Consider the following 24,727-nt stretch of genomic DNA (forward strand, 5'->3'; position numbering starts at 1 on the left):
GCGCATTTCAAAGGACCGGGGACGATCCGGGACCGGCTGACAAGGCAGGTCGGAAAAGCGCGGGGCAGGAAGGCAGAAAGGCGGGGTCGTCAGGCGGCGGTCAGGATCGGGGCCACCGACGGCAGGGAAAACAGGATCACGGCGGTCACGGAAATCGCCAGGGCGCCGACAAGATCAGAGAGCGTATCGCGGTTCATCTCAAGCTCCTCGGGGTTTGTTTCTTATTTGTTCTCATCGAATCGGGTTAAAGTAAAGAACTTTTTAAGAACATCGAAACCGGGATGAGAACATCCGTGTCGCCGGGGGGCTCTGCCCCCACGCCGGCCTGTCCCCTGACCGGGGACCTGCCGGCGTCCCCCCGGGATATTTGGGCACGAAAGAAAGCGGAACTGTCAGCCGGCGCTGATCATGCGGATGGCGCGGTCCTGCTCCATCAGCCAAAGCAGGAATCGCACGGCCTGCGCGCGGTCGCCCTGCATGTCGGGGTCGCGTTCCAGAAAGGCTTGCGCGTCCTTGCGCGCCAGCGCCATCAGCCCGGACTGGCGTTCGATATCGGCGATGCGAAAGCGCGGCAGGCCGGATTGGGCGGTCCCGATCACGTCACCGGCGCCGCGGATAGCCAGATCCTCTTCGGCGATGCGAAAGCCGTCCTCGGTCTCGCGCAGGATCGACAGGCGACGGCGGCCGGTTTCAGAGAGCGGTTCCTGATACATCAGCAGGCAGCTTGAAGCGCCGGTGCCGCGCCCGACCCTGCCGCGCAACTGGTGCAGCTGGGCAAGGCCGAAACTTTCGGCGCGTTCGATGACCATGATCGTCGCCTGAGGGACATCGACGCCGACCTCGATCACCGTGGTGGCGACAAGGATACCGGCGCGACCGGCGGCGAAATCGGCCATGGCGGCATCGCGTTCCTCGGGCGGCATCTGGCCATGCACCAGCCGGACCTGATCGCCAAAGCGGGCGCGCAATGCCTTGAAGCGCGCCTCGGCCCCGGTCAGATCCACCGCCTCGCTTTCCTCGACCAGCGGGCAGACCCAATAGGCCCGGGCGCCGCCATCCAGCGCCCGGGCAAGATGCTCGACCACCTCATCGATGCGGCTGTCGGGCAGCACGGTGGTACGGATCGGCTGCCGGCCCGGCGGCTTTTCGTCCAGCACCGACAGGTCCATATCGCCGAATTGCGCCAGCGCCAGCGAGCGCGGGATCGGCGTCGCCGTCATCACCAGCATATCGGGCGGCAGATGGCCCTTAGCGCCCAGTTCCATGCGCTGGTTGACGCCGAAACGATGCTGTTCGTCGATGATTGCCAGCCGCAGATCGTGGAAATGCACCGTCTTCTGGATCACCGCATGGGTGCCGACGAGGATGTCGATGCGCCCCTCGGCCAGATCGGTCAGGATATTGGCGCGGGCATCGCCCTTGTCTCGGCCGGTCAGCGCCTCGAGCCGGATGCCGGCGAGCCGCGCGAAGGGCTCCAGCGCGCGGTAATGCTGACGGGCCAGGATTTCGGTCGGGGCCATCAGCACCGCCTGCCCGCCCGCCTCGACCGCGTTCAGCGCCGCCAGAAAGGCGACCAGCGTCTTGCCTGCGCCGACATCGCCTTGCAGCAGCCGGTTCATGCGGCGCGGCGCGGCCATGTCGGCGGCGATCTCGGCCACGGCGCGCGACTGCGCCCCGGTCGGCGGCCAGGGCAAGCCGGCCAGCACGCGGGCGCGCAGGGCGCCATCGCCCATGGTTTCGACGCCCCGCTGCCTGCGTCGGTCGCGGCGCAGCAGCGCCAGCGTCACCTGATGGGCGAAAAGCTCATCATAGGCCAGCCGCGCCCGGGCCGGATCCGTGCCCGAGAGGTTTTCGACGCCGTTCGGCGCATGGGCGGCATGCAGCGCCTCGGCCCAGCCGGGCCAGCCTTCGCGCGCCACGACCGAGGCGTCGATCCATTCGGCAACCGCCGGCAACCGGTCCAGCGCGGCGTGCACGGCCTTTTGCATCAGCCCCTGCGTCAGCCGACCCGAGAGCGGATAGACGGGCTCGAAATCGGGCGGCTGCGCGCTGGTTTCGGCGCCGATATGGTCGGGATGCACCATCTGCGCCATGCCGTCGAACAGCTCGACCTTGCCCGAGACCAGCCGGCGCGCGCCTAGCGGCAGCTGGCTTTCGATCCAGTCCTTGCGGGCGTGAAAAAACACCAGTTGCAGGTCATTGCGCCCGTCCGAGCAATAGACCCGCCACGGCCTGCCGCGCGCGGGCGCCGGGGCATGGCGCTGGACGGTGACGGTCAGGGTGACGATCTCGGGCGGGCGTGCCTCGGCCAGCGAAGCGATGCGGCGGCGGCGGATGCCGGAATGCGGCAGGGTCAGGATCAGGTCGCGCGGCCGGGTCACGCCCATCTGCTCCAGAGCCTCTGCGGCGCGCGGGCCGACGCCCGGCAGCGTCTCGATGCCGGCAAACAGCGGGAACAGCGCCGGCGGCCGCCCCGCGGACGGACGCGCCGGACCAGGCCCTATTCCCGCGCCAGAGCCAGCCATGCGTCCTCGTCGATCACCTCGATGCCCAGATCGGCGGCCTTTTTCGCCTTGGAGCCCGCGCCCGGTCCCGCGATCAGCAGGTCGGTCTTGGCCGAGACCGAGCCCGCGACATGCGCCCCCAGCGCCTCGGCCCGCGCCTTGGCCTCGGCGCGGGTCATTTTCTCCAGCGTGCCGGTGAAGACCAGCGTCTTGCCGGCGATGGCGGTGTTGCTGGCGCGCGCCTCGGGCGGCTGGATCTGGCGCAGCTCTGCCGCCAGCCGGTCGATGGCGCCCCGTTCGCGCGGATTGGCAAAGGCGTCCGACAGCGACATGGCAAGCACCGGCCCGATGCCATCGGCCGAGATCAGATCTTCCCATGCGGTCATTGCGGCGCGCGGAACGGCGGCTGCGGCCAGCGCGGTCGCCCGCGCCTCGGCCAGCCGGGCGCGGCGGCTGTCGCGGGCGGCAAGCTCGCGTTCGGTCTGCGCGGCCAGATCGGCGGCGCGATGCGCCAGCGCCGCCGGGCGCGACAGGTCCAGCGCCGCCACCAGACGTTCCCAGCCGCCGAAATGGCGCGCCAGATCGGCGGCGCCGACCTCGCCCAGATGCCGGATGCCAAGGCCGAACAGCAGCCGCGCCAAGGGGATCTCGCGCTTGCGCTCGATGGCCTGGAACAACGCGCTGGCGCTTTTCTCGCCCCAGCCCTTGATCGCGGAAAGCGGGGTTTGCGACAGCCGCTCCAGCGCCCCTGCAAGCCCGATGCCCGCAAGCTGCAGCTTGTCGAGACCCAGCGAGATCAGCAGTTCCTCATCGGCATCGGGGCTGGCGTTCGTCAAAAGCTTGCCGTTTGCGTCGCGCTTTTCGAGGGTGAAGATATCCGCAGGCTCGGCGATCCAGCCCAGACGGTGGAACAGCTCGACCTGCTTTGCCCCCAGCCCCTCGATGTCGAAGGCCGCGCGCGACACGAAATGGCGCAGCTTTTCCACCGCCTGCGCCGGGCAGATCAGCCCGCCGGTGCAGCGCCGGACCGAGTCGCCCTCTTCGCGGATCGCAGGCGAGCCGCATTCCGGGCAGGTCTGCGGGAACGGATAGGGCTGCGCCTCGGGCGGGCGTTTCGCCAGATCGACATCGGCCACCTTGGGGATGACGTCGCCGGCACGGTAGACCTCGACCCAATCGCCGATGCGGATGTCCTTGCCGCCCCGGATCTCGCGGCCATCGGCACCGCGCCCGGCGATGTAATCTTCGTTGTGCAGGGTGGCGTTCGACACCACGACGCCGCCCACCGTCACCGGGGTCAGCCGCGCGACCGGGCTTAGTGCACCGGTGCGGCCCACCTGAATGTCGATGGCCTCCAGCCGGGTCCAGGCACGCTCGGCCGGGAATTTATGCGCCAGGGCCCAGCGGGGCGTGGTCGAGCGCATCCCCAGCCGCGCCTGAAAGGCCAGATCGTCGACCTTGTAGACCACGCCGTCGATGTCATAGCCCAAGGTCGCGCGCATCTGCTCGATCCCGGCCCAGGTGGCCAGCATGTCCTGAACAGAATGGCAAAGCCGCATCAAGGGGTTGGTCTGAAAGCCCATCGCGGCCATGCGTGCAACCGCCCCCATCTGGGTGGCGGCCAGCGGCGCGCTGACCTCGCCCCAGGCATAGGCGAAAAAGCGCAAGGGTCGCGCCGCCGTCACCGCCGGGTCCAGCTGACGCAGCGAGCCTGCGGCGGCATTGCGCGGATTGGCAAAGACCCGGGCCGGATCGGCGCGGTTCAGCGACTCGAAATCCTCATGCGACATATAGACCTCGCCCCGGATCTCGACCACGGCAGGAATGTCGTCACCCAGCAGGCGCTGCGGAATGTCGGCGATTGTGCGGGCATTGGCGGTCACATTCTCACCCACCGCGCCATCGCCGCGGGTCGAGGCCAAAACCAGCTCGCCCGCCTCATAGCGCAGCGACAGCGACAGGCCGTCGATCTTGGGCTCGGCGGTGAAGTCCAGCGGCGCATTGGCCGGCAGGTTCAGAAAGCCGCGCACGCGCTGGACAAAGGCGGTCACATCCTCGGGGTCAAAGCCGTTTTCCAAAGACAGCATCGGCAGGCGATGCGCCACCTTGGCAAAGCGGCTGTCAGGCGCGGCGCCGACCTGTTCGGTCGGGCTGTCGGCGCGGGCCAGCGCGGGGAAACGCGCCTCGATCTCGGCCAGACGGCGCTTGGCGGCGTCATATTCGGCATCGCTGATAAAGGGCGCATCGGCGCCGTGATAGGCGTCATTGGCGCGGGTCAGAAGCTCGGTCAGGACCGCCGCCTGATCGGCAGCAGCGGCGGCGTCCAGGGCCGAAACCGGCGGTTCAACGGGTGTGTCTTGGGCCATGCCTGCCTCCGCTCATAGGCCCAGGCGGGGCCGATCTTTCGGGCCGAGTGATAGCGGCACCGCCGGGCGCTTGTCCAGCGCCGGCACCCCGTATGGGCCTAGCGCGACGGATCGCGGAACTCGGCGGGTTTGATGCCATGCCGGGTCAGCTTGTCGTAAAAGGTCTTGCGCGGCAATTGCAGGCGCTCCATCGCCTGACTGGCGTTCCCTTGGGCCAGCCGCAGCGCCTCGCGGATCAGCCCGGCCTCGTATTCGGCCATCATCTCGGTCAGGCCGCGCGCGGCGGACCCGGCCCCGCCGCCGTCAAAGGGCGACAGCCCCAGCGCGTGACCCTCGGCATATTGGCGCAGCTCGCGCAGGTTGCCGGGCCAGTCATGCCCGGCCAGCCGCGCCTTGACCATCGGCGTGACCGGCGCCGCCGGCACCTGCAACCGGGCGCAGGCCTCCAGCAGGAAATGCCGAAACAGGTCGGGGATGTCCTCGCGCCGCTCGGCCAGGGTCGGCAGGCGCAGCACCACGCCCGAAAGCCGGTAATAAAGATCGCCGCGAAAGCCGCCCTGCTGCACCAGCGCCGCCAGATCCGCCCCGGTCGAGGCGATCAGCTGCAGGTCCAGCGGACGCGGTGCCGCCGCCCCGACCGGCCAGAACTCCCCCGCCTCGATCAGCGCCAGAAACCGCGCCTGTAACCCCGGCGCCAGCGCCTCGACCTGATCCAGATAAAGCGTGCCGCGATGCGCCTTTTCCAGCCGGCCGGGGCTGCGCGCCATGCGGCCCTGCGGCTCGCTGCCAAGGAATTCGGTCTCGAAGCGCGCCTCGTCCAACGTGGCACAGGCGACATGGACAAAGGCGCGGGCGCGGCGCGGCCCCTGCCGGTGGATGGCGCGGGCCACGGTTTCCTTGCCGGTGCCCGATGCCCCGAGCAGCAACAGATCGCCCCCGGTGGCCGCCATCCGGTCGATGCCGTCGCGCAGATGCTGCATGACCGGGCTTTGCCCGATCAGCCGGGTTTCGCGCGCCGCCTCGGCCTGCGCCTCCTGACGCAGCGCGCGGTTTTCCATCACCAGCGCCCGTGACTGGCAGGCCCGATTCAGCGCCGCGACCAGCGTGCCCGCCCCGACCGGCTTGGACAGGAAATCATAGGCGCCCTGTTTCAGCGCCGCGACCGCCATCGGCACATCGGCATGGCCGGTCAGCAGGATCACCGGCAGATCGGGATCGCGGTCGTGCAATTGCGTAAACAGCTCGAACCCGTCCATGCCCGGCATCCGCACATCGCTGAGCACCACGCCCGGATAGTCCGGCCCCATCCCCTCCAGCGCGGCAAGGGCCGAGCCGAAGGCCTCGACCTGAAAGCCGGCCAGCCGCAGGGTCTGGACCTGCACGGCCAGCAGATCCTCGTCATCATCGACCAGCCGGACAAGGCGCAGCGCGTCGCTCATGCCGCCCTCGGCAGATCAAGCACAAAGCGGGCGCCCTGCCCGCCCGGCGGATCCTCGGCCCGCAGGCTGCCGCCGAAATCGCGCGCAATGTCCTGCGAGATCACCAGCCCCAGCCCCAGCCCCTGTGGCTTCGAGGTGGCAAAGGGCGTGAAAAGCTGTCGCGCGATCTGAGGCGCAAGGCCAGGGCCATTATCCTCGACAGCGATGCGGACGCGCTGATCATCGGCATCGACCAGCACGCGGATCAGCCCCGCCCCGGCGCGGCCCGACAGCGCCTCTTGCGCGTTTTGCAGCAGGTTGACCAAAATCTGCTCCAGCCGCACCGTCTCGCCCTGAATGGACAGATCCGGGGCCAGCTTGGGCAGCTCCAGTTGGATACCTTCGGCCTTGCGGCGACCGGCGGTCAGCAGCGCCGCGACCTCCAGCGCCGGGGCCAAGACCACCGGACCCAGATCGCCGGTCGCCTTGCGGGCAAAGCCGCGCAGCTCTTGCGTGATGCGCGAGATGCGGTCGGTCATGCGCAGGATGCTGTCCATATTCCCCGCAAGCTCGGGCGCGGCATCGCTTGGCATCATGGCGATGCCGTTTTCGGCCAGCAGCCGGATCGCCGCCAGCGGCTGGTTGACCTCATGGGCGACGCCGGCGGTGATCTGGCCCAAGGCCGCCAGCTTGTTGGCCTGCACCATCTCGCCGCGCAGCCGGTCCAGCCGCTCTTCGGCGGCGCGGCGTTCGCGGATTTCCTCGGACAGCGCCCGCGTGCGCTCATCCACCGCGCGCTCAAGGTCGATGCGATAGCGCCGCTCGGCCTCGGCCGCGCGCCGGGCGCGGCGGCGGGCGCGCAGGCGCAGACTGGCGATCACAGCCGCCAACAACAGCAGAAACCCGGCCGAGCCCGCCGCAAACCCGCCGGCATAGGCCGCCGGCGCCGAGGACGAGACCAGCACCATGCTCCAGGCCGTGCCCGGCACCGCCTGCCGGCTTGCCAGCGCCCGCCCCACCGGTGCCGGCGGCACAAAGCGCAGGTCGGGCTGGCTCGACAGGATGATCTGCCCCGCCCCGTCCAGCACATAGGTCAGATCGCCGGCCTGTCGCCATTCGGCCTCCAGCCGGTCGAACTCAACCTTGACCACGACCACACCCAGCGCCCGCGCCGGCTGGTCGCTGCCACCGGGCTCGGTCCTGATGTCATGCGACAGATACAGGCCCGGCCGGTTGCTGACCGTGCCCAGCGCGAATTGCGTCGCGCTGCCATCGCGCAGCGCCTGCCGGTAATAGTCGCGGAAACTGTAATCGGCGCCGACGAAACTGTCGGGCTGACGCCAGTTCGATGCGGCCAGCGCGATGCCGCGCAGATCCAGCAGATAGATCACCGCGCTGTCGGTCTCTTCGCGCAGCCGCGCCAGCTTTTGCGACACGGCCGCCAGCTTGGCCTCACGCGGATCGCCCAGTGCGGCGCGCACCGCCGCATCATCGGCCAGCACCGTCGCCACGGCGCGCTGGCGCGACAGCGTGCTTTCCAGCGCCTGCACCCGCGAGCGCAGCGTGGTCTCCTGCGCCTCGCGCATGTCGGCCAAGGTCGCGCGCTGCGCCAGCACAAAGCTCGTCAGCAGCACCAGCACCGCCGTGACCCCAGCCAGCGCCAGCGCCAGCGTCCGGGGCACCCGCGCCAATCGCGCCATCGAATCGCTGTGAACCCCGGTCTGCACCCGTCCTCCTGTGTGGATTTTCACACTATCACGGATGCTCTGTGCGGAAAACCACACAGATATGCACGACCAACCCGCACAAATACCCAGAAATTCAACGCATTGCAGCTATGCGCCCAGCGCTTGGTCCGCAAATGCCCCGGCCCTAAAACCGATGACACAAGCATGACAGCGCAGGTTGGAGGAGGCCTCAATGCAGTTCCATACATCGGCAGAGCCGGTCGTCGTCGCGCATCGACCGTTTTATCGGCACCTGTATTTTCAGGTGCTGTGCGCCATCGTGGCCGGCGCGCTCATCGGCCATTTCTACCCGCAGACCGGCGAGGCGCTAAAGCCGCTCGGCGACGGCTTCATCAAGCTGGTCAAGATGATCATCTCGCCGGTGATCTTCCTGACCATCGTCACCGGGCTTGCCGGCATGGGCACGCTCAAGGGCGTGGGCTCGGTAGTGGGCAAGGCATTCGCCTATTTCCTGACCTTCTCGACGCTCGCGCTGGTCGTGGGTCTGGTCACCGCCAATGTCATCCAGCCCGGCGCCGGCATGAACATCGACCCGGCCTCGCTCGATGCCAGCAAGGTCACCACCTATACCGAAAAGGCGCATGAGACCTCGCTGACCGGCTTTGTCATGGACATCATCCCGTCCACGATGACCTCGGCCTTTGTCGAGGGCAACATCCTGCAGGTCCTGTTCGTCGCCATCCTGTTCGGCATCGGCCTGATCCTGATCGGCGATCGCGGCAAGCCGGTGCTGGCCCTGTTCGAGGCGGTCAGCCAGGTCGTGTTCCGCATCGTCGACGTGCTGATGAAGGCCGCCCCCATCGGTGCCTTTGGTGCCTTCGCCTTTACCATCGGCAAATACGGCATCGCCTCGGTCGTGAACCTCGCGACGCTGGTCGGCACCTTCTACCTGACCTCGGTGATCTTCGTCGTCGTCATCCTCGGCACGGTCTGTCTGGTGAACGGCTTCTCGATCTTCAAGCTGATCGCCTATCTCAAGGCCGAGCTGCTGCTGGTGCTGGGCACCTCGTCCTCGGAATCGGCACTGCCCTCGCTGATCGAAAAGATGGAAAAGGCCGGCTGCAAGCGTTCGGTCGTCGGGCTGGTCGTGCCGACGGGCTACAGCTTCAACCTTGACGGCACCAATATCTACATGACGCTGGCGGCGCTCTTCATCGCGCAGGCCACCAACACCCATCTGTCGCTGGAACAGCAGGTGCTGCTCTTGCTGGTGGCGATGCTGTCGTCCAAGGGTGCTGCGGGCGTGACCGGCGCGGGCTTCATCACGCTGGCCGCGACGCTTTCGGTGGTGCCCACCGTCCCGGTCGCCGGCATGGCGCTGATCCTCGGCGTGGACCGCTTCATGTCCGAATGCCGCTCGCTGACCAACTTCATCGGCAATGCCGTGGCCACCGTGGTCGTCAGCCGCTGGCATGGCGCGCTGGACCGCGACCAGCTGAACCGCGCCCTGAACGGCGAGGAACTGGCCCCGGTCCGCCCGGTGACCGAACTCGAACCCGCCCCCGCTGGTCTGCGTCTGGGCGAGGCGAGCGCGGACTGAACCGCGCCTGCACTCCGGGGCGGCTCCTCCCCGCCGCCCCGACTTCAAGGCCGCTCCCCCCGGGATGCGGCCTTTCTCTATGCCCGCCCCGGCGCGCCCAGCTGCCGGTTTCACCATTTCCCAAATACCCATGCGACCGCACCACATAGCGCCGCAGCCGCCATCCCCCCCCGCGCAACGAAAAACCGCCCCCGCTTGGCGGAGGCGGCTTGATCCGCAGATATGGAGATCAGCTCAGGCCGGTTGCGCCTGCGCGTTGTCGGCCAGCGCGATCGGCCGCTTGACCAGCGCCAGCGCCGCCACCGAAACCGCCGTGCCGACCAGCATGGCGATGGCAAAGCCCGGCAGGTTCACCACCGCATTCGGGATCGGCAGCACGAAGATCCCGCCATGCGGCACCTTCAACTGCACGCCCAGCACCATGCAGATCGCGCCGGCAACGGCCGAACCGGCGATCAGCGAGGGGATGACGCGCAGCGGATCACGGGCGGCAAAGGGAATGGCCCCCTCGGTCACGAAAGCCAGCCCCAGCACAAAGGCGGCATTTCCGGCCTCGCGTTCCTCGGCAGTAAAGCGCGACGGGAACAGTTTCGAGGCAATGGCCAGCGCCAGAGGCGGCGTCATGCCCGCGCACATCACCGCCGCCATCGGCTCGGTCACGTTCGAGGCGATCAGCGTGGTGCCAAAGACATAGGCCGCCTTGTTGATCGGCCCGCCCATATCGACGGCCATCATGCCGCCCAGGATCAGGCCCAGGATCGCGGCCGAGCTGCCCTGCATCCCCTGCAACCACGCGGTCAGCGCGGCCAGAACCTTGGCCGTCGGCGCGCCCACGACGTAAAACATCAAAAGCCCGGTGATCGCCGTGCCCAGAAGCGGCAGGATCAAGACCGGCATCAGCCCCTGCAGCGTGCGCGGCAGCCGGATGATCCGGGTCAGCACCAGAATGACATAGCCCGCGATAAAGCCCGCAGCGATGCCACCCAGAAAACCCGCCCCGATCGAGCCTGCGATCACGCCCCCGGTCATCCCCGGCGCGATGCCGGGTCGGTCGGCGATGGAATAGGCGATATAACCGGCCAGCGCCGGCACCATCAGCGTAAAGGCGCCCTTTGCCCCGATCTGGAACAGGGTATGGCCCAGCGTGCCGGCATATTGGTCCTCATAGACATAGATCCCGCCCAGCGCGAAGGCGAGCGCGATCAGCAGACCGCCCGCGACCACAAAGGGCAGCATGAAGCTGACCCCGGTCATCAGGTGCTTGTAGACCCCGGCCTTGTGCGCGGGGCTGGCGGCCTTGTCCTCGGCCTGCGCGCTGCCCGATTGCACGCTGGCCTCGGCCAGCGCCTTGCGGATCAGCGCCGCGCCATCGTTGATCGCGGGCTTGGTCGGGCCGGAATGCAGTTTCTTGCCGGCAAAGCGCGACAGCTCGACCTGCCGGTCGGCGGCGATGATGACCAGATCGGCGGCAGCGATCTCTTCGGCGGTCAGCGGATCCTGCGAGCCGACCGAGCCCTGCGTCTCGACCCGGATGTTATAGCCCAGGGCCTTGGCGCCCTCTTGCAGACCCTCGGCCGCCATGAAGGTATGGGCGATGCCGGTCGGGCACGAGGTGATCGCGACGATGTTCAGCGGCTTTTGCGCGCCCGAGGCATCGGGTTTGCGGGCCAGAACCCCGGCCGCATCGGCCAGAACCTCGGCGATGCTGGCGCGCACCTGCGCCAGCCCGGAAAAGCGCGGCTCGTCGGCGATCTCGCCCACCAGCAGCACATGGCCGGCCCCGGCCAGCGCCGCCGGATCCAGCGGATCCACGACCCCGTCCGAGGTGCGCAATTCCACGGCCAGCGCCTGCCCCCTGGCCTTGGCGGCCTTTTTCAGCGCCTCGCGCGCCAGGACCGCATGGGTGCCAAGGTCGCCTGCTCCGACCACGGCGATGATCTGTTGCATGTTATCCTCCTGTCCGGGCGCAAGCGCCGTGACATTTCCCTAAGGCCCGCACATGGGCGCGGGCCGATCGTTCAGCCGGCGGTGAATTCGCCGGCAGCCTTGGTGCTGACCCATGCGGCCAGCGCGCGCACCTCGTCGGGCGGCGGCAGATGCGGGCCGGGATTGCGCAGCTTGGCCCCGGCAAAGGCCGTGGCCTGCCGCGCCAGATCCGGCAGCGCCAGCCCCTCGGCCAAAGCCGCCGTCAACCCCGCGACCATGGCATCGCCCGCGCCAACCGAACTGCCGGTCGCAATCGAGACCGGACGCGCCATCAGCGCTCCCTCGGTGCTGACAAACAGCGCCCCGGCCTCGCCCAGCGAAACCACCACCAGCCGGATGCCGCGCGCCAAAAGATCGCGCGCCGCGCCCAGCACATCGTCGGGGCCCTTCAGGCTGCGGCCCAGAAGCTCCTCCAGCTCATGCCGGTTGGGCTTGATCGCATAGGGCATGGCGGAACCGGCCAGCGCCTGCGCCAGCGTCTCGCCCGAGACATCCAGCACCACCCGCGCCCCGCGCCCGGCCAACCGCGCCAGAAATTGCGCCGTGCAATCGGCGGGCAGGCCCGAGGGCTGGCTGCCCGAGATCACCACCAGATCGCCCTCGGTCACGGTGTCGAGCTGGTTGAACACCGCCTTGAGGTCATCGGCGCTGGCGACGAAACCCGGCAGGTTCACATCGGTGGTGCGGCCGCTGTCCTCAAGGATCTTGATATTGGTGCGCGTCGCGCCCGCCACCCGGATCATCCGGTCGGCGATGGCCTTGTCGGCAAAGAGCTGCTCGAAGGTGGTGGCATTGTCGCGCCCCAGAAAGCCGGTGACGACCACCTTCATGCCCCAGTCGGCAAGGCATGAGGCGACATTCACCGCCTTGCCGCCCGGATCCTGCCGGGTGCTCATGGCGCGCACGACCTCGCCCGCCGCCAGCCGGGGCACGGTGACGGTCTGGTCGATGGCCGGATTGAGAGAAAGCGTCCGAACGATCATGCGCGCACCTCTGCCAACGGAAGTTCAGCAGCCAGCGCCCGAACGGCAGCGGCATCGCGCGCGGCCAGGGCCCGCTGCGCCAGCGCCTGCAGCGCGGGCAGATCGGCGTTGCGGATGCGCTCCTTGACCGCCGGAATGTCGCGCGGCGTCATCGACAGCTCATCGACGCCAAGGCCCGTCAGCAGCGCGGCGCCAAAGGCGTCACCCGCGATGCCGCCGCAGACGCCGACCCAACGGCCATGGGCATGGGCACCCCGGACGGTCAACTCGATCAGCTTCAGCACGGCAGGATGCAGGCTGTCGGCCTCGGGTGCCAGAACCGGGTTCTGCCGGTCGATGGCCAGCGCATATTGCGTCAGGTCATTGGTGCCGATCGAGAAGAAATCGGCGTGTTTCGCCAGCTGATCCGCCAGCAGAGCCGCCGAGGGCACCTCGATCATGATGCCCAAGGGCACGTCCGGCGCCTCCAGCTCGGCGCGAATCTGTTCGCAGGTCTCGCGCAGCGCCAAAAGCTCGGCGACCGAGGTGATCATCGGGAACATGACCTGGATCTGCGCGCCGTCCTTGGCCGCGCGGTAAAGCGCACGGACCTGCGGCACCAGCAGTTCGGGCCGGCGCAGCAGCAGACGCGCACCGCGCACACCAAGGAACGGGTTTTCCTCGCGCGGCAGGTCCAGATAGCTGACCTGCTTGTCGCCACCAATGTCCAGCGCGCGGATGACCAGAGGCCGGTCGCCCATGGCACGCGCCATGGCGGAATAGGCGCGATACTGATCCTCTTCGGTCGGGCTGTCGCCGCGTTCAAGGAACAGAAACTCGGTCCGCATCAGGCCGACGCCCTCGGCACCCTGTTCCAGCGCAAAGGCCGCCTGTTCGGCCAGGTTGATATTGGCGCCGATCTGCACCTCATGCCCGTCGCGGGTCTTGGCCGGCAGGGCGCGGGCCTCGGCGGCGCGGGCGCGCTTGGTTTCCTCATCGGCGATCCAGCCCCGGGCCGAGGCCAGATCCGCCTCGGTCGGGTTCAGATAGAGCCGGCCGGAGTTGCCGTCGATGATCGCGGGCGCGCCATCGACCAGCCGCGACAGCGCAGCCCCTGCGCCCACCACAGCCGGCAGGCCCAGCGTGCGGGCAAGGATCGCGGTATGCGAGGTCGGACCGCCCTGCGCGGTCACCAGACCGGCGACGCGGTCGGCGTCCATGGTCGCGGTGTCGGTGGGCGTCAGGTCATCGGCGATCAGGATGGCGTCCTGCGGCACTTCGGCCGGCGCGGGCTTGGCCAGCGCCGGGTCGATCAGCGCCAGCACGCGCTGGCCCACGTCGCGCAGGTCGACGGCGCGGCCGGCCAGCACCGGATTGCCGATATTGACCAGTTGCTGCGCGGTTTCCTGCACCGCCTGATGCCAGGACCAGGCCAGACCATGCCCCTCGACCAGCTTTTGCGAGGCCAGCGTGACCAGCTGCGGGTCGTTCAAAAGCTCGGATTGCGCAAGGAAGATGGCGCTGTCGGATTCGCCCAGACGGCGGGCGGTGTCATCGGCCAGCGCGCCCAGCTGCTCGCGCGCGCGGGCCAGGGCATTGTGCAGCCGGTCGGCAGCGCTGGCCAGATCGGTCGGCTGGTCCGGCACCACTATCGGCCCGGCCTCAAGGTGATGCAGCCGGCCGATGGCCAAGCCGGGCGAGGCGGCAACGCCCTCGACCACATCGCCATTTTCGGGGCCGGTCCAGCCGCCCAGCATGGCAGCGGCATTGCGTTTTTCCTCGGCCTTGGCGGCGTCGGCCTTTTCGCGGGCAGAAAGCCCGGTGATGACCACGCGCAGGGTGGACAGCGCATCGGCAGCGTCCGCGCCCTCGGCCGAAACAGTCAGGCTGTCGCCGGCCTTCAGCCCCAGTTGCAGCAATGAGATCATGTTGCGGGCATCGGCCATCTCATCGCCGTTGCGCACGCGGATGCGGGCGGCAAAGCGGCGCGCGGTTTCGGCCCATTCCGTCGCCGGCCGCGCGTGCAGCCCGTTGGGATAATCGCAGGTCCAGTCGAAATTCTGCGCGAAATCGGCAGCGGGTTCGGCGGCCTCGGCCGCAATGGCCTGCTCACCCGAGAGCGCCTCGACGATGGCGCCGGTGTCATCGGTGGCGGCCAGCATGGCGATGCGCGGCTCGTCCTGCATCAGGCGCGTCAGGCGGCGCAGGATGCCGATATGCGCGTCCGAACGCGCGGCGATCGCCACCACCAGATTGGCGCGCTGGCCGGCGTTCCACTCGACACCGTCGCGGACCTGCAGCACGGCGATGCCGTCGCGCAGGATCAGGTCGCGGTCCTCGGCCATGCCATGCGGAATGGCGATGCCCTTGCCAAGATAGGTGTTCGACGCCGCTTCGCGCCGCTCCATGCTGGCGGCAAAGCCCGGCTTGACGCAGCCATCCGCAACCAGCAGCGCGGCAAGCTGGGCGATGGCATCCGCCTTGTCCGCGACCTTGGCGTCAAGGCGGACGAGTTCACGGGGCAGAATGCCCGCTTCAAGAATCAGGGACACTGGCTCCTCCCAATCTCCAAAGGTTGATGATTCCTACATCAGTTGTGGAAACGTTTCCACCAATTTTTCCAGAAAACTGGGAGGCGGCTGGTGGAAAACTGTCAAAACCCTTGCAGTATCTGAATTTCTGAAGGATGCTCGGTGCAGGTAGGACAAAGAACGTTTCCATTCTCATGACTGTCGGCATCAAGGATGTGGCCCGGGCCGCAGGCGTCGCCCCGTCGACCGTCTCGCGGGCATTGGGCAAGGGGCCGGTCAGCGCCGATGTGCGCCGCAAGGTCGAGGCGGCGGTCGCCGCCACCGGCTATCGTCCCAATCTGGCCGCGCGGCAGCTGCGCTCGCAGCAGTCGATGACCGTTGGCCTGATCGTGGCCGATATCCGCAATCCGTTTTTCACCCAGCTGTCGCGCGCGGTCGAGGATGAGGCCTATCGCGCCGGGATGCGGGTCTTCCTGTGCAATACCGACGAGGATCCGGCGCGCGAGGCCATGTATCTGGAACTGATGGCCGAGGAGCGCGTCGCCGGCCTGATCCTTGCGCCGACGCGAGCGCTAAGCCGCAGCGCGCTGGCCGATTTCCGGGTTCCGGTGGTGCTGGTGGACCGCAACCTGCCGGGCGGGCGGCGCGATGCGGTGATCCTGGACAATGCCGGCGCCACGGCGTTGCTGGTCGATCATCTGATCGAAACCGGCCGCAAGCGGATCGCCGGCCTGTTCGGCGCCACTTCGGCCACGGGTATCGAGCGGCGCGATGCCTTTCAGAAACGTCTGATCCAGCACGGGCTTGAGCCCTTGGCCGCCACTGCCCCGCCCAGCGCCGAAACCGGCCGCGCCGCATTGGAGGATCTGCTGGCGCGCGAAAAGCCCGACGCGCTGGTGCTGTCGAACGGCCTGTTCGTGGGCGCGGCGCTGCAGCTTTGCCGCGACCGAGGCATCCGCATTCCGGCCGAGCTGGCGCTGGCGGGGTTCGACGACGAAGCATGGACCTCGCTGGTCGAGCCCGGCATCACCGTGATCCGCCAGCCGGTCGATGTCTTTGGCCGCGAAGCGATGCTGATGCTGCTGAGCCGCATCTCTCGCCCCGATCAGCCGGTCCGCACGGTCACCTTGTCAGGCGAGTTGGTGCCGCGCGGCTCGACCGCCGCCCTGCGCCGGGCGGACGTGTAGATCGTAGAGCAGGCAGGGCGCTGCATTGCGGGTTGCGGGTGATGAGCGAACTGAAGGGGCCGCGTTTCAGCCGTGGCGGCACTCGGCCGACCCCGTGCGGCGCCCTTATCCAGCGCCCCATCGGCGCAGGCAGCCACTAACCCACGCGCGCCTGTGCGCCCACCGGCCGCAGCAACCAAACCAGTGGCCAGTCTGGCGCAAATCCCGCGCCAACCTCGCGGCACCCCCGAAATTCGCGTAGACGCGCCACCCTGCCACGTCTTGCCTGCACGACCGGCAGCGCATTTACGCCCGAAATTAGGCAGCCAAGCCAATGCCGGGGCGAAACGCGTCCCAGCCCGCAGCCCGGCCATCCGCGCTAGGCGCGCAGCGCCAGCTTTTCGGCATTCTGCCCCTCGATCACCGGGTCGCGCAGCACATAGCCCCGCCCCCAGACCGTCTCGATATGGCTTTCGCCCCCCAAAGCCGCCGCTAGCTTCTTGCGCAGCTTGCAGACGAAGACGTCGATGATCTTCAGTTCGGGCTCGTCCATACCGCCGTAAAGATGGTTCAGGAACATCTCCTTGGTCAGCGTCGTGCCCTTGCGCAGGCTCAGCAGTTCAAGGATCTGGTATTCCTTGCCGGTCAGGTTAACCGGACGGCCAGCCACCTCGACCGAGCGCGAATCCAGATTGACCATCATCTCGCCCGTGCGGATCACAGAATGGCTGTGCCCCTTGGAGCGGCGGATGATCGCCTGAATGCGCGCGACCAGTTCATCTCGGTTAAATGGTTTGGTCATGTAATCGTCTGCCCCGAAGCCAAAGCCCCGCAGCTTGCTTTCCGTGTCGTCCGAGCCGGTCAGGATCAGGATCGGCGTATCGACCCGCGACATGCGGATCTGACGCAAAACCTCCATCCCGTGCATGTCCGGCAGGTCCAGATCCAAGAGGATCAGGTCGTAATCATAGAGCTTGGCTAGGTCGATCCCCTCCTCGCCCATGTCCGTCCGATAGACGTTGTAATTCGCATGCGTCAGCATCAGTTCGATACTGCGTGCGGTGGTGGGATCATCCTCGACAAGCAGGATTCGCATGGTTTCAGCCCCTGGTTGAACCGCTAATGGACATATAGGTTGCACATAAAGGTTAATATCAGGTTACTGGAGAGCTTGTCGCATACAAAACAATCTAAAGTTGCCGAAACTTTTGCAACTGGGTGATTTTCAACGCATTGCGCCCGTACCGCGCCACCGCCTGCACCCAGGCGTCGAACTCTTCCTCGGTCAGGTCATAGCGGGTGATCGCCTCATCGCGGCGCAGCAGCCCGTGTTCGACTGCGGCGACCACCACCGCCTTGCGGCTGGCCACCCAGCGCGTATCGGGCGGCGGCAGATCCGCCAGCGTCAGAATGCTGCCATCGCGCAGATGCGCCGTACGCGGCCCCGTGGTTTTCTTCAAAAACATCGGCATGTTCCCGTCTTCCTTGCCCTTGTTTCTGGCAGAAACTTCTTAAGTCGTGGTGAAGCGTAACGGATTTGTCGCCGGGGCAGCCCTTGAGAATTTCGGCAATTTTCCTATAAATGTAGGGAAATCGCGGCTGGCACCCCTTCCTGCCCTCGCCGCAAAAGGACGATCCATGACAGCCGCCTCACCGAACCTGCGCGCCGACGCGCAAGAAACCGCCTTGAATTCGCTGGGCTTTGCCAAGCCGCCGGCCGAAACCCGCGTCATCGTCGCCATGTCGGGCGGCGTCGACAGTTCGGTGGTCGCGGCGATGCTGGCGGCCGAGGGCTACGACGTGATCGGCGTCACATTGCAGCTTTACGACCATGGCGCGGCCCTAGCCAAGAAAGGCGCCTGCTGCGCGGGGCAGGACATTCACGACGCCCGCCGCGTGGCCGAGCGGATCGGCTTTCCGCATTACGTGCTGGATTATGAAAACAAGTTCCGCGAATCCGTGATCGAGGAATTCGCCGACGCCTATCTGGCCGGTGCCACGCCCGTGCCCTGCATCCGCTGCAACGAACGGGTCAAGTTCCGCGACCTGCTGCAGACCGCGCGCGAGCTTGACGCCGATTGCATGGCGACGGGACATTACATCCGCCGCTTTGCCGGTGCGCGCGGAGCCGAGCTGCACATGGCCGCCGATCCCAACCGCGACCAAAGCTATTTCCTGTTCTCGACCACGCCCGAACAGCTGGAATTCCTGCGCTTTCCGCTGGGCGGGCTGGCCAGCAAGGCCGAGACCCGTGCCCTGGCCACGAAATTCGGTCTGGCCGTCGCAGACAAGCCCGACAGTCAGGACATCTGCTTCGTGCCTAATGGCGATTATGCCAGCGTGATCGAAAAGCTGCGCCCGGGCGCGGCCGATGCGGGCGATATCGTCGATCTGGATGGCAAGGTGCTGGGCCAGCACCGTGGCGTGATCCATTACACCATCGGCCAGCGGCGCGGCCTGGGCATCGGCGGCCTTGGCGATCCGCTTTATGTGGTGCGGCTGGACCCCGATCTGCGGCACGTGGTCGTCGGCCCGAAACAGGCGCTGGCCACCCGCATCATCCCGGTAACCGAGGTCAACTGGCTGGGCGACGAACCCTTCGAGGGCGAGATCGCGATCACCGCGCGCATCCGCTCGACCCGGCCGCCGCGCCCGGCCATCCTGCGGCCGACGGGCGCGAACCGCGCCGAGGTCGAGTTGCTTGCCCCCGAGGAAGGCGTCAGCCCCGGTCAGGCCTGCGTGTTCTACGCCGCCGAGGGCAGCCGGGTGCTGGGCGGCGGCTGGATCGCGCACCGCCGGGGCTAGGCCCTAGCGGAACCACAGCCCGGCCTGTTTCAGCCGCTTGCGCATCATCTGCTCGGTCATCGCCGCGGGGTCGGGGATCAACTCGCGCACCATGCGGGCGCCCTCTGCCTCGAACACCAGCTTGCAGACCGCCGGGTCATCGGCGAAATGCTGCGCCAGATCGGGGTCGCGCAGAAGCTCTTGCACCAAGAGCCCGGCGGCCGCAGGTTCGCGCGCATAAAGCAACGACAGCGTGCGATAATGGCAGGTCACCGCCCCGTCCAGCCCGGAAAGCTCGGGCGCCGGCCTGCCGCCGCCCAAGGCATGGATCACCAGCGGCAGGACGATCTGATCCAGCCATGGATCGAGGCTTTGGCAAGCCAGCGCATCGCCGGGATCGTCGCGCACCGCCAGCGCCCATTCAAGGAAAAGGCGGGCGAATTCCGCCGGATCGGGGCCAAGGAACCAGCCGGCATTGAAATACAGATAGCGTTCCCAATGCTCGTCAGGCTGCGTCAGGTCCAGCGAGCTGTCGAAATCCAGACCAAAGCGGTCATAAAGCGACTTCCAGATCCCGCCATAGCCCGGCCCGTAAAGCGGCGGCTCGGGCCAGCTTGCCGAGCGGCGCATCGAGGCGGACGGGCGGTCAAAATCGATGGCCAGCCCCTCCAAGGGCCCGGTCACCAGCGTGTCGCTGTCAAAGAATATGAAGGGCTCACCCACCGGCAGCAGGGACAGGGCTTCGATCTTGTTGCCATGCGGATAGTTGCGGCCGAAATGCTGCGCGGCAAAGGGCACGACCTCGGCCCCCAGCTCGGTCAATGCCTCGCGCAGCGTCGGCTCCAGCGCGACCTTGACCCCGACCCATGCAGCCTCGGCCAGCGGCTCGGCCACGATCAGGCGGCCGCGCCAGCCCGGCGAACTATGGCGCAGACTGGCCGCGAACAGCAGCGCCTCGCGCCCGATACGGCCGGCCTGCGCGACGATCAGGATGTTGAAAGGGCGCGACGCCGCGGCGGGGCGGGCGGGTTCTGCTGCGGCGTCAGCTCCCTTGCGCTCGGCCCGCCGGGCCTGATTGGCGGCGCGGCGCGCCTCGCGCTCGGCCCGGTTGGCGGCCTGTCGTGCGGCCCGCACGGCATCGGAGTTGCCCCCGCGCTGATCCGCGTCTTTCGATCCCTTGCCGCCCATACGCCTGCCCTATCACTCAACCCTACCGGGCAGAACTAAAGCAAGTCTCGGTCGGACATGCCAGCCCTCGCGGCACCCGGCATGCGCTTTGCGACTGCACCGTCAGGGCAAGAATCCGGCAGGTCGGCCGCCTCTACCTGTAATTGTTTCAAATCTATCTTAAGCCACCATGGAGTGAATATTTTACCCCAATCAGACAGGTCGAAAACTCACTAAAAAGTCAGGTTTCAACTGCTCTGGTTTCGGTGCAATTTGTCCCTGCCAGTTAATGATTTCCTCTTTCAGGTGTATGGCAAACCGGGTGAGGCTGGGCACTGCCCTCACCCGGTTTTTTATTTCAGCGTCACATCGGCGACATTGCGGCGCAGGCATCTAAGCCCTTAGTTTTATACCGCTAAAAATGGCCCCGCCCGACGGGGGATCCGCGATTTCCCGGGGTTTTCCTGTCGGATGCGCCGCGCAATCCATAAGTTATCGCGATTCGCCCGAAAAACCCCTGCCAAGGTCAAAACAGCAGACCTCCCTCGGCCCGAATCTGTCATGGGCATTTTTCAAACCATTCGGTTCAGATTTAAACCCGGCGTCGCGGTTCAGACCGCGATGCCGTTGCGCCCGGCCAGATCGGTAAAGAACTGCCAAGCCACTCGCCCGGAACGCGAACCGCGCGTCGCCTGCCATTCGATGGCTTCGGCGCGCAATTCGTCCTCGGCAATTTGAATGCCATAGCTGTCGCAATATCCGCGCACCATCGCCAGATATTCGTCCTGCGAGCAGGGATGAAAGCCCAGCCACAGCCCGAAACGATCCGACAGAGACACCTTTTCCTCGACCGCCTCGCCGGGCTGGATCGCGGTCGCGCGCTCATTGTCGATCATGTCGCGCGGCATCAGGTGGCGGCGGTTCGAGGTCGCATACAGGATCACATTCGCCGGCCGCCCGGCGATACCGCCGTCCAGCACCGCCTTGAGCGATTTGTATTGCGTGTCGTCATGGCTGAACGACAGGTCGTCCGAAAACAGCAGAAAGCGCCGGTCGCTGGCCCGGCCCAGAATGGCGAGCAGCCGCGACACGGAATCCAGATCGTCACGCGCGATCTCGACCAGCACCAGCGGCAAGCCCTGCTGGACGGCCTCGGCATGGACCGCCTTGACCAGCGAGCTCTTGCCCATGCCCCGCGCGCCCCAAAGCAAGGCATTGTTGGCGGCATGGCCTTTGGCGAATTGCAGCGTGTTAGCCAGCAGGGTGTCGCGCGCGCGGTTGATTCCGATCAGCTGGACCAGATCCACCCGGGCCACGCTGGCGACCGGCACCAGCCGGTCGGGGTCCGGTTGCCAGACATAGGCAGAGGCCTCGGAAAAGCTGGGTGCCGGCGCCGGGGGCGGCGCCATGCGCTCCAGCGCCTCGGCAATGCGGCGCATCAGCTTGTCAGCCATCTTGCTGTTCTTTCAGTTCACGTTTCTTTTCAATGCGCCGCACGAGGAAGATCGAAATCTCGTAAAGGCCGTAGATCACGCTGAACAGCACCACCTGGCTGATCACATCGGGCGGCGTCACCATCGCGGCAAGGATCAGGATCACGATCACCGCATAACGCCGCACGCTCGCCAGCCCTTCCGAACTGACCAGCCCGGCCTTGCCCATCAGCGTCAGCGCCACGGGCAGCTGGAAGCTGAGGCCAAAGGCCAGGATGAACTTGGTCGTCAGGGCCAGATATTCCTCGACCGAGCCCTGAAACACGATGCCGGCCCAAGGCGCCTTGGCCGGCCCGCTTGCAGCAGCAGCCACGCCTGACGCAGCGGTCGCGGCCGTTGTTGCATCATCGGGCAGCGCCAGCGGCCCCTGCTGGAAGCCCAGGAAGAAGTCGAAGGCCCAAGGCAGGATGACGTAATAGGCAAAGGCCGCGCCCATGATGAACATGACCGGCGAGGCGATCAGGAACGGCAGCAGCGCGTTCTTTTCGCTGCGATACAGGCCCGGGGCGACAAAGCGCCACATCTGATAGCCAACCACCGGGAATGCCAGCACGAAACCGCCGAAAAAGGCGATGCGCATGGCCACGAAAAAGCCTTCCTGCAGCTTCAGCAGGATCAGCCCGCAGGTTTGGCCACGCTTTTCCAGCGAATGGCAGATCGGCTGGGTCAGAAAGTCAAAGATCGGATTCCAGACAAAGTAGCAGACGATCATCGCCACGACAAAGGCCAGCACCGACCAGATCAGCCGGGTGCGCAGCTCCTTCAGATGCTCGATAAGCGGGGCGGAGCTGTCTTCGATATCGTCGGGCTTCGCGGATTTCGTCGCCACGGCTGCGGCCTTTCCTGTCTTGTGCGGCTCAGGCGTCGCGGTCCTGCCGGCGCACGGCATGCAGCCGGCGACGGCCACCTGCGGTATCGCCGGCATGATCGGCCGCATCGGCCAGCGGTTCGGCCCGTGGCGCGCTGACGCCGGGCGCCGGCGGCAGGGCATCGCCATCGGTCGGGGGCAGCGGCGCCGAAGGATCCGAGACCGGCGCCTTGCGCGCGGCTTCCTCGCGCGGGTTAAGCGGGTCCCATTTCTCGAATCGCTCGGTGGCGCGCTCCAGCGCGTCCAGTCCCAGCGCCTTCTTCGAGGTCAGCGCGTTCACATCCTTCAGCGTCTTGGCGGCATCATCCAGCCCCGAGGCCTTGGCCGCATCTTCCATGGCGCTGGAAAACTCGCGCGCCATGCCACGGGCCCGCGCAGTGATCCGGCCCAAGGTGTGAAACAGCTTGGGCAGATCCTCGGGGCCGATCACGATCAGCGCAACCACGCCGATCAGCAGAAGCTCGCTCCAGCCGACATCGAACATTTCGGACGCGCGCCGCCGCTCAGAGCTTGTTCTGGTCGCCGGGGGTCACGTCGCGCAGGCCGGAATCGGCGGTGATGCGCGCGCGCTCGGCTTCCAGCTTGGCGCGTTCGGCGGCCAGCTCGGCGCGGGCCTTGGCAATGTCATCGGCCGTTTCGGGCGTGCCATCGGCCTTGTCGCTCTCTTCCGAGCCTTCCTTCACGCCTTTCTTGAAGGCAGTGATTCCCTTGCCGACCTCACCCATCAGGGACGAGACCTTGCCGCGCCCGAACAGGACCAGAACGACGATCGCGATCAGCAAAAGCGCCATGGGAGAAGGTGCGTGCATTTGATACCTCCGTGACACGGACCCAGATCCGTGCATCAATAGACTGGCACCGATATAGGGGCCCCCGCCCCCGCGCGAAACCCCCAAACGCGTGATTGCACGGCAATGCTTCCCACTGTCGCAGGCGCAGGCCATACTCGGCACCATCATGGACAAAACCCAGATCGTCAGCGCCTTCGTCACGCTCTTTGTTGTCATCGACCCCATCGGGCTGGTGCCGCTCTTCATCGCCCTGACGCGCAACATGGCGCAGGCGCAGCGCCGCCGCATCGGCTGGCGCGCGCTCGGTATCGCTGCGGCGCTGATGACCCTCTTTGGCCTTGCCGGGGAATCGATCCTGCACGGCATCGGCATCTCGCTGCCGGCCTTCCGCATCGCCGGCGGCATCCTGCTGCTGCTCACCGCCTTCGACATGCTTTTCGAGCGCCGGACCGAACGCCGCGAGGGCCAGACCCAGGGCGCGGTCGGAGATCAGGATCACGACGACCCTTCGGTCTTTCCGCTGGCCACGCCGCTGCTGGCCGGGCCCGGCGCGCTGGCCTCGATGATCCTGCTGATGAACCAGAACGACAGCGCCGCGCATACGGCGATGATCCTGCTGGCCATGCTGGCGGTGCTGGGAATCGTCGCGATGCTGTTTGCGCTGGCGGGGCCCATCGCGCATCTCTTGGGACGGACGGGCACGATGGTGCTGACCCGGCTCTTCGGGATGCTGCTCGCGGCGTTGTCGGTGCAGTTCGTCATCGACGGGCTTGCCGGATCGGGGCTGTTCTGATGCCCGATCCCGGCCGGCTGATCTACCTGCTGCTCCTGCTCTTCGCCGTCGGCGGCTTTCTGGTCTTCGAATTTGCCGCAAGGCCGGGGCGCACGCTGCGTCAGGCGGCGGCCTGGCTGATGATCTTTCTTGGCGTGATCGCCCTTGCCGGGCTCTGGCAGGACATTCGCCACAGCATCGCGCCCGGCACGCGCATGCTCGATGGCGGCCGCATCGAGGTGCCGATGGCCGCCGACGGGCATTTCCGTCTGACCGCCACGGTCAACGGCGCGCCGATACCCTTCGTGATCGACACCGGCGCCACCACCATCGCGCTCGCCCCCGCCGATGCGCGCCGCGCCGGCATCGACCCGCAGCGCCTGTCCTATCTGGGTGAGGCGCGGACCGCGAACGGCACCGTCCAGACTGCGACGGTCATCCTCGACAGCCTCGCCATCGGCGAGATCCGCGACGAACATGTGCCGGCGCTGGTGCTGCGCTCGGGGCTCGACATGTCGCTGATGGGCATGTCCTACCTGTCGCGCTTCGCCCGCGTCAGCATCGAGGGCGAGCGTCTGGTCCTCGAACGCTGATCCGCTTCTTTCGTGCCCAAATATCCCGGGGACGAGGA

18 protein-coding genes and 1 pseudogene are annotated in these 24,727 nt (G+C 67.1%); 5 read left to right on the plus strand and 14 right to left on the minus strand.

Annotated features, from left to right (window positions below):
• Window positions 1–392: 392 nt before the first annotated feature.
• The 4 genes from recG to GL279_RS19580 form a co-directional block, all read right to left on the minus strand.
• A complete protein-coding gene (gene recG / locus GL279_RS10210; RefSeq protein WP_155064530.1) occupies window positions 393–2,525 on the minus strand; it encodes an ATP-dependent DNA helicase RecG in 2,133 nt (710 codons plus the stop codon).
• Window positions 2,501–4,870: an NAD-dependent DNA ligase LigA gene (gene ligA / locus GL279_RS10215; protein ID WP_155064531.1), complete on the minus strand. Its 2,370-nt coding sequence runs from the start codon at window positions 4,868–4,870 to the stop codon at window positions 2,501–2,503. Before ligA ends, recG begins: the two co-directional genes overlap by 25 nt.
• Before the next feature lie 98 nt (window positions 4,871–4,968).
• Window positions 4,969–6,309, minus strand: coding sequence for a sigma-54-dependent transcriptional regulator (locus tag GL279_RS10220; RefSeq protein ID WP_155064532.1), 1,341 nt, complete (start codon window positions 6,307–6,309; stop codon window positions 4,969–4,971).
• Window positions 6,306–8,015, minus strand: a complete 1,710-nt coding sequence (locus tag GL279_RS19580) for a sensor histidine kinase (RefSeq protein ID WP_343039772.1) — start codon at window positions 8,013–8,015, stop codon at window positions 6,306–6,308. Before GL279_RS19580 ends, GL279_RS10220 begins: the two co-directional genes overlap by 4 nt.
• A gap of 193 nt (window positions 8,016–8,208) precedes the next feature.
• Between GL279_RS19580 and GL279_RS10230 the strand changes: the two genes are divergently transcribed.
• Window positions 8,209–9,576 (plus strand): dicarboxylate/amino acid:cation symporter, encoded by a 1,368-nt coding sequence (locus tag GL279_RS10230; protein WP_155064533.1) that lies wholly within the window; start codon window positions 8,209–8,211, stop codon window positions 9,574–9,576.
• Window positions 9,577–9,810: 234 nt separating this feature from the next.
• On the opposite strand, the gene GL279_RS10235 is transcribed toward GL279_RS10230, so the two are convergent.
• The 3 genes from GL279_RS10235 to ptsP form a co-directional block, all read right to left on the minus strand.
• Window positions 9,811–11,523, minus strand: coding sequence for a fructose-specific PTS transporter subunit EIIC (locus tag GL279_RS10235; RefSeq protein WP_155064534.1), 1,713 nt, complete (start codon window positions 11,521–11,523; stop codon window positions 9,811–9,813).
• 71 nt (window positions 11,524–11,594) lie between these two features.
• The gene (pfkB, locus tag GL279_RS10240) at window positions 11,595–12,545 is read right to left on the minus strand and encodes a 1-phosphofructokinase (RefSeq protein ID WP_155064535.1); all 951 of its coding nucleotides are present in this window, start codon (window positions 12,543–12,545) and stop codon (window positions 11,595–11,597) included.
• Complete coding sequence (gene ptsP, locus GL279_RS10245; protein WP_343039773.1) at window positions 12,542–15,076, minus strand: phosphoenolpyruvate--protein phosphotransferase; 2,535 nt, start codon at window positions 15,074–15,076, stop codon at window positions 12,542–12,544. Before ptsP ends, pfkB begins: the two co-directional genes overlap by 4 nt.
• Before the next feature lie 173 nt (window positions 15,077–15,249).
• Between ptsP and GL279_RS10250 the strand changes: the two genes are divergently transcribed.
• A complete protein-coding gene (locus GL279_RS10250; protein WP_155064536.1) occupies window positions 15,250–16,242 on the plus strand; it encodes a LacI family DNA-binding transcriptional regulator in 993 nt (330 codons plus the stop codon).
• A gap of 358 nt (window positions 16,243–16,600) precedes the next feature.
• Here the strand turns inward: GL279_RS10250 and ctrA are convergent, their stop codons facing one another.
• Both ctrA and sciP read right to left on the minus strand, forming a co-directional pair.
• Entirely contained in the window at window positions 16,601–17,317 is a 717-nt protein-coding gene (ctrA, locus tag GL279_RS10255) for a response regulator transcription factor CtrA (RefSeq protein ID WP_155064537.1), read from the minus strand.
• A 94-nt stretch (window positions 17,318–17,411) separates the two neighbouring features.
• Window positions 17,412–17,687, minus strand: a complete 276-nt coding sequence (gene sciP / locus GL279_RS10260) for a CtrA inhibitor SciP (protein WP_155064538.1) — start codon at window positions 17,685–17,687, stop codon at window positions 17,412–17,414.
• Window positions 17,688–17,859: 172 nt separating this feature from the next.
• Here sciP and mnmA point away from each other — a divergent pair, with 172 nt between their 5' ends.
• Window positions 17,860–19,026, plus strand: a complete 1,167-nt coding sequence (gene mnmA / locus GL279_RS10265; RefSeq protein WP_155064539.1) for a tRNA 2-thiouridine(34) synthase MnmA — start codon at window positions 17,860–17,862, stop codon at window positions 19,024–19,026.
• Window positions 19,027–19,029: 3 nt separating this feature from the next.
• On the opposite strand, the gene GL279_RS10270 is transcribed toward mnmA, so the two are convergent.
• The 5 genes and pseudogenes from GL279_RS10270 to GL279_RS19665 all read right to left on the minus strand — a co-directional run.
• Window positions 19,030–20,193, minus strand: coding sequence for a hypothetical protein (locus GL279_RS10270; RefSeq protein WP_246175270.1), 1,164 nt, complete (start codon window positions 20,191–20,193; stop codon window positions 19,030–19,032).
• A 590-nt stretch (window positions 20,194–20,783) separates the two neighbouring features.
• Window positions 20,784–21,626, minus strand: coding sequence for an ATP-binding protein (locus GL279_RS10275; protein WP_155064540.1), 843 nt, complete (start codon window positions 21,624–21,626; stop codon window positions 20,784–20,786).
• The gene (gene tatC / locus GL279_RS10280; protein WP_343039774.1) at window positions 21,619–22,494 is read right to left on the minus strand and encodes a twin-arginine translocase subunit TatC; all 876 of its coding nucleotides are present in this window, start codon (window positions 22,492–22,494) and stop codon (window positions 21,619–21,621) included. The genes GL279_RS10275 and tatC overlap by 8 nt, the downstream gene beginning before the upstream one ends.
• 28 nt (window positions 22,495–22,522) lie before the next feature.
• On the minus strand, window positions 22,523–23,017 hold the full coding sequence (gene tatB, locus GL279_RS10285; protein ID WP_155064542.1) for a Sec-independent protein translocase protein TatB: 495 nt from the start codon (window positions 23,015–23,017) through the stop codon (window positions 22,523–22,525).
• Window positions 23,018–23,156: 139 nt separating this feature from the next.
• Window positions 23,157–23,342, minus strand: a pseudogene (locus GL279_RS19665) (twin-arginine translocase TatA/TatE family subunit); the annotation flags it as partial.
• A gap of 148 nt (window positions 23,343–23,490) precedes the next feature.
• On the opposite strand from GL279_RS19665, the gene GL279_RS10295 reads away from it, so the two are divergent.
• Window positions 23,491–24,117: a MarC family protein gene (locus GL279_RS10295; RefSeq protein WP_155064544.1), complete on the plus strand. Its 627-nt coding sequence runs from the start codon at window positions 23,491–23,493 to the stop codon at window positions 24,115–24,117.
• Window positions 24,117–24,689 carry a retropepsin-like aspartic protease family protein gene (locus GL279_RS10300; RefSeq protein WP_343039775.1) on the plus strand — a complete coding sequence of 191 codons (573 nt, stop codon included), beginning with the start codon at window positions 24,117–24,119 and terminating at the stop codon, window positions 24,687–24,689. The genes GL279_RS10295 and GL279_RS10300 overlap by 1 nt, the downstream gene beginning before the upstream one ends.
• The last annotated feature ends 38 nt before the right edge of the window (window positions 24,690–24,727 follow it).

Source organism: Paracoccus limosus (assembly GCF_009711185.1).
GTDB classification, from domain to species: domain Bacteria; phylum Pseudomonadota; class Alphaproteobacteria; order Rhodobacterales; family Rhodobacteraceae; genus Paracoccus; species Paracoccus limosus.

Excerpts from the sequence above, each read along its gene's own strand:
- tatB (WP_155064542.1), bottom strand. The coding sequence starts at position 23,017 with ATGTTCGATGTCGGCTGGAGCGAGCTTCTGCTGATCGGCGTGGTTGCG.
- sciP (WP_155064538.1), bottom strand. The coding sequence starts at position 17,687 with ATGTTTTTGAAGAAAACCACGGGGCCGCGTACGGCGCATCTGCGCGAT.
- GL279_RS10220 (WP_155064532.1), bottom strand. The coding sequence starts at position 6,309 with ATGAGCGACGCGCTGCGCCTTGTCCGGCTGGTCGATGATGACGAGGAT.
- GL279_RS10300 (WP_343039775.1), top strand. The coding sequence starts at position 24,117 with ATGCCCGATCCCGGCCGGCTGATCTACCTGCTGCTCCTGCTCTTCGCC.
- GL279_RS10270 (WP_246175270.1), bottom strand. The coding sequence starts at position 20,193 with ATGGGCGGCAAGGGATCGAAAGACGCGGATCAGCGCGGGGGCAACTCC.
- mnmA (WP_155064539.1), top strand. The coding sequence starts at position 17,860 with ATGACAGCCGCCTCACCGAACCTGCGCGCCGACGCGCAAGAAACCGCC.
- GL279_RS10230 (WP_155064533.1), top strand. The coding sequence starts at position 8,209 with ATGCAGTTCCATACATCGGCAGAGCCGGTCGTCGTCGCGCATCGACCG.
- GL279_RS10295 (WP_155064544.1), top strand. The coding sequence starts at position 23,491 with ATGGACAAAACCCAGATCGTCAGCGCCTTCGTCACGCTCTTTGTTGTC.
- recG (WP_155064530.1), bottom strand. The coding sequence starts at position 2,525 with ATGGCTGGCTCTGGCGCGGGAATAGGGCCTGGTCCGGCGCGTCCGTCC.
- GL279_RS10275 (WP_155064540.1), bottom strand. The coding sequence starts at position 21,626 with ATGGCTGACAAGCTGATGCGCCGCATTGCCGAGGCGCTGGAGCGCATG.
- GL279_RS10250 (WP_155064536.1), top strand. The coding sequence starts at position 15,250 with ATGACTGTCGGCATCAAGGATGTGGCCCGGGCCGCAGGCGTCGCCCCG.
- ligA (WP_155064531.1), bottom strand. The coding sequence starts at position 4,870 with ATGGCCCAAGACACACCCGTTGAACCGCCGGTTTCGGCCCTGGACGCC.
- pfkB (WP_155064535.1), bottom strand. The coding sequence starts at position 12,545 with ATGATCGTTCGGACGCTTTCTCTCAATCCGGCCATCGACCAGACCGTC.
- GL279_RS10235 (WP_155064534.1), bottom strand. The coding sequence starts at position 11,523 with ATGCAACAGATCATCGCCGTGGTCGGAGCAGGCGACCTTGGCACCCAT.
- ctrA (WP_155064537.1), bottom strand. The coding sequence starts at position 17,317 with ATGCGAATCCTGCTTGTCGAGGATGATCCCACCACCGCACGCAGTATC.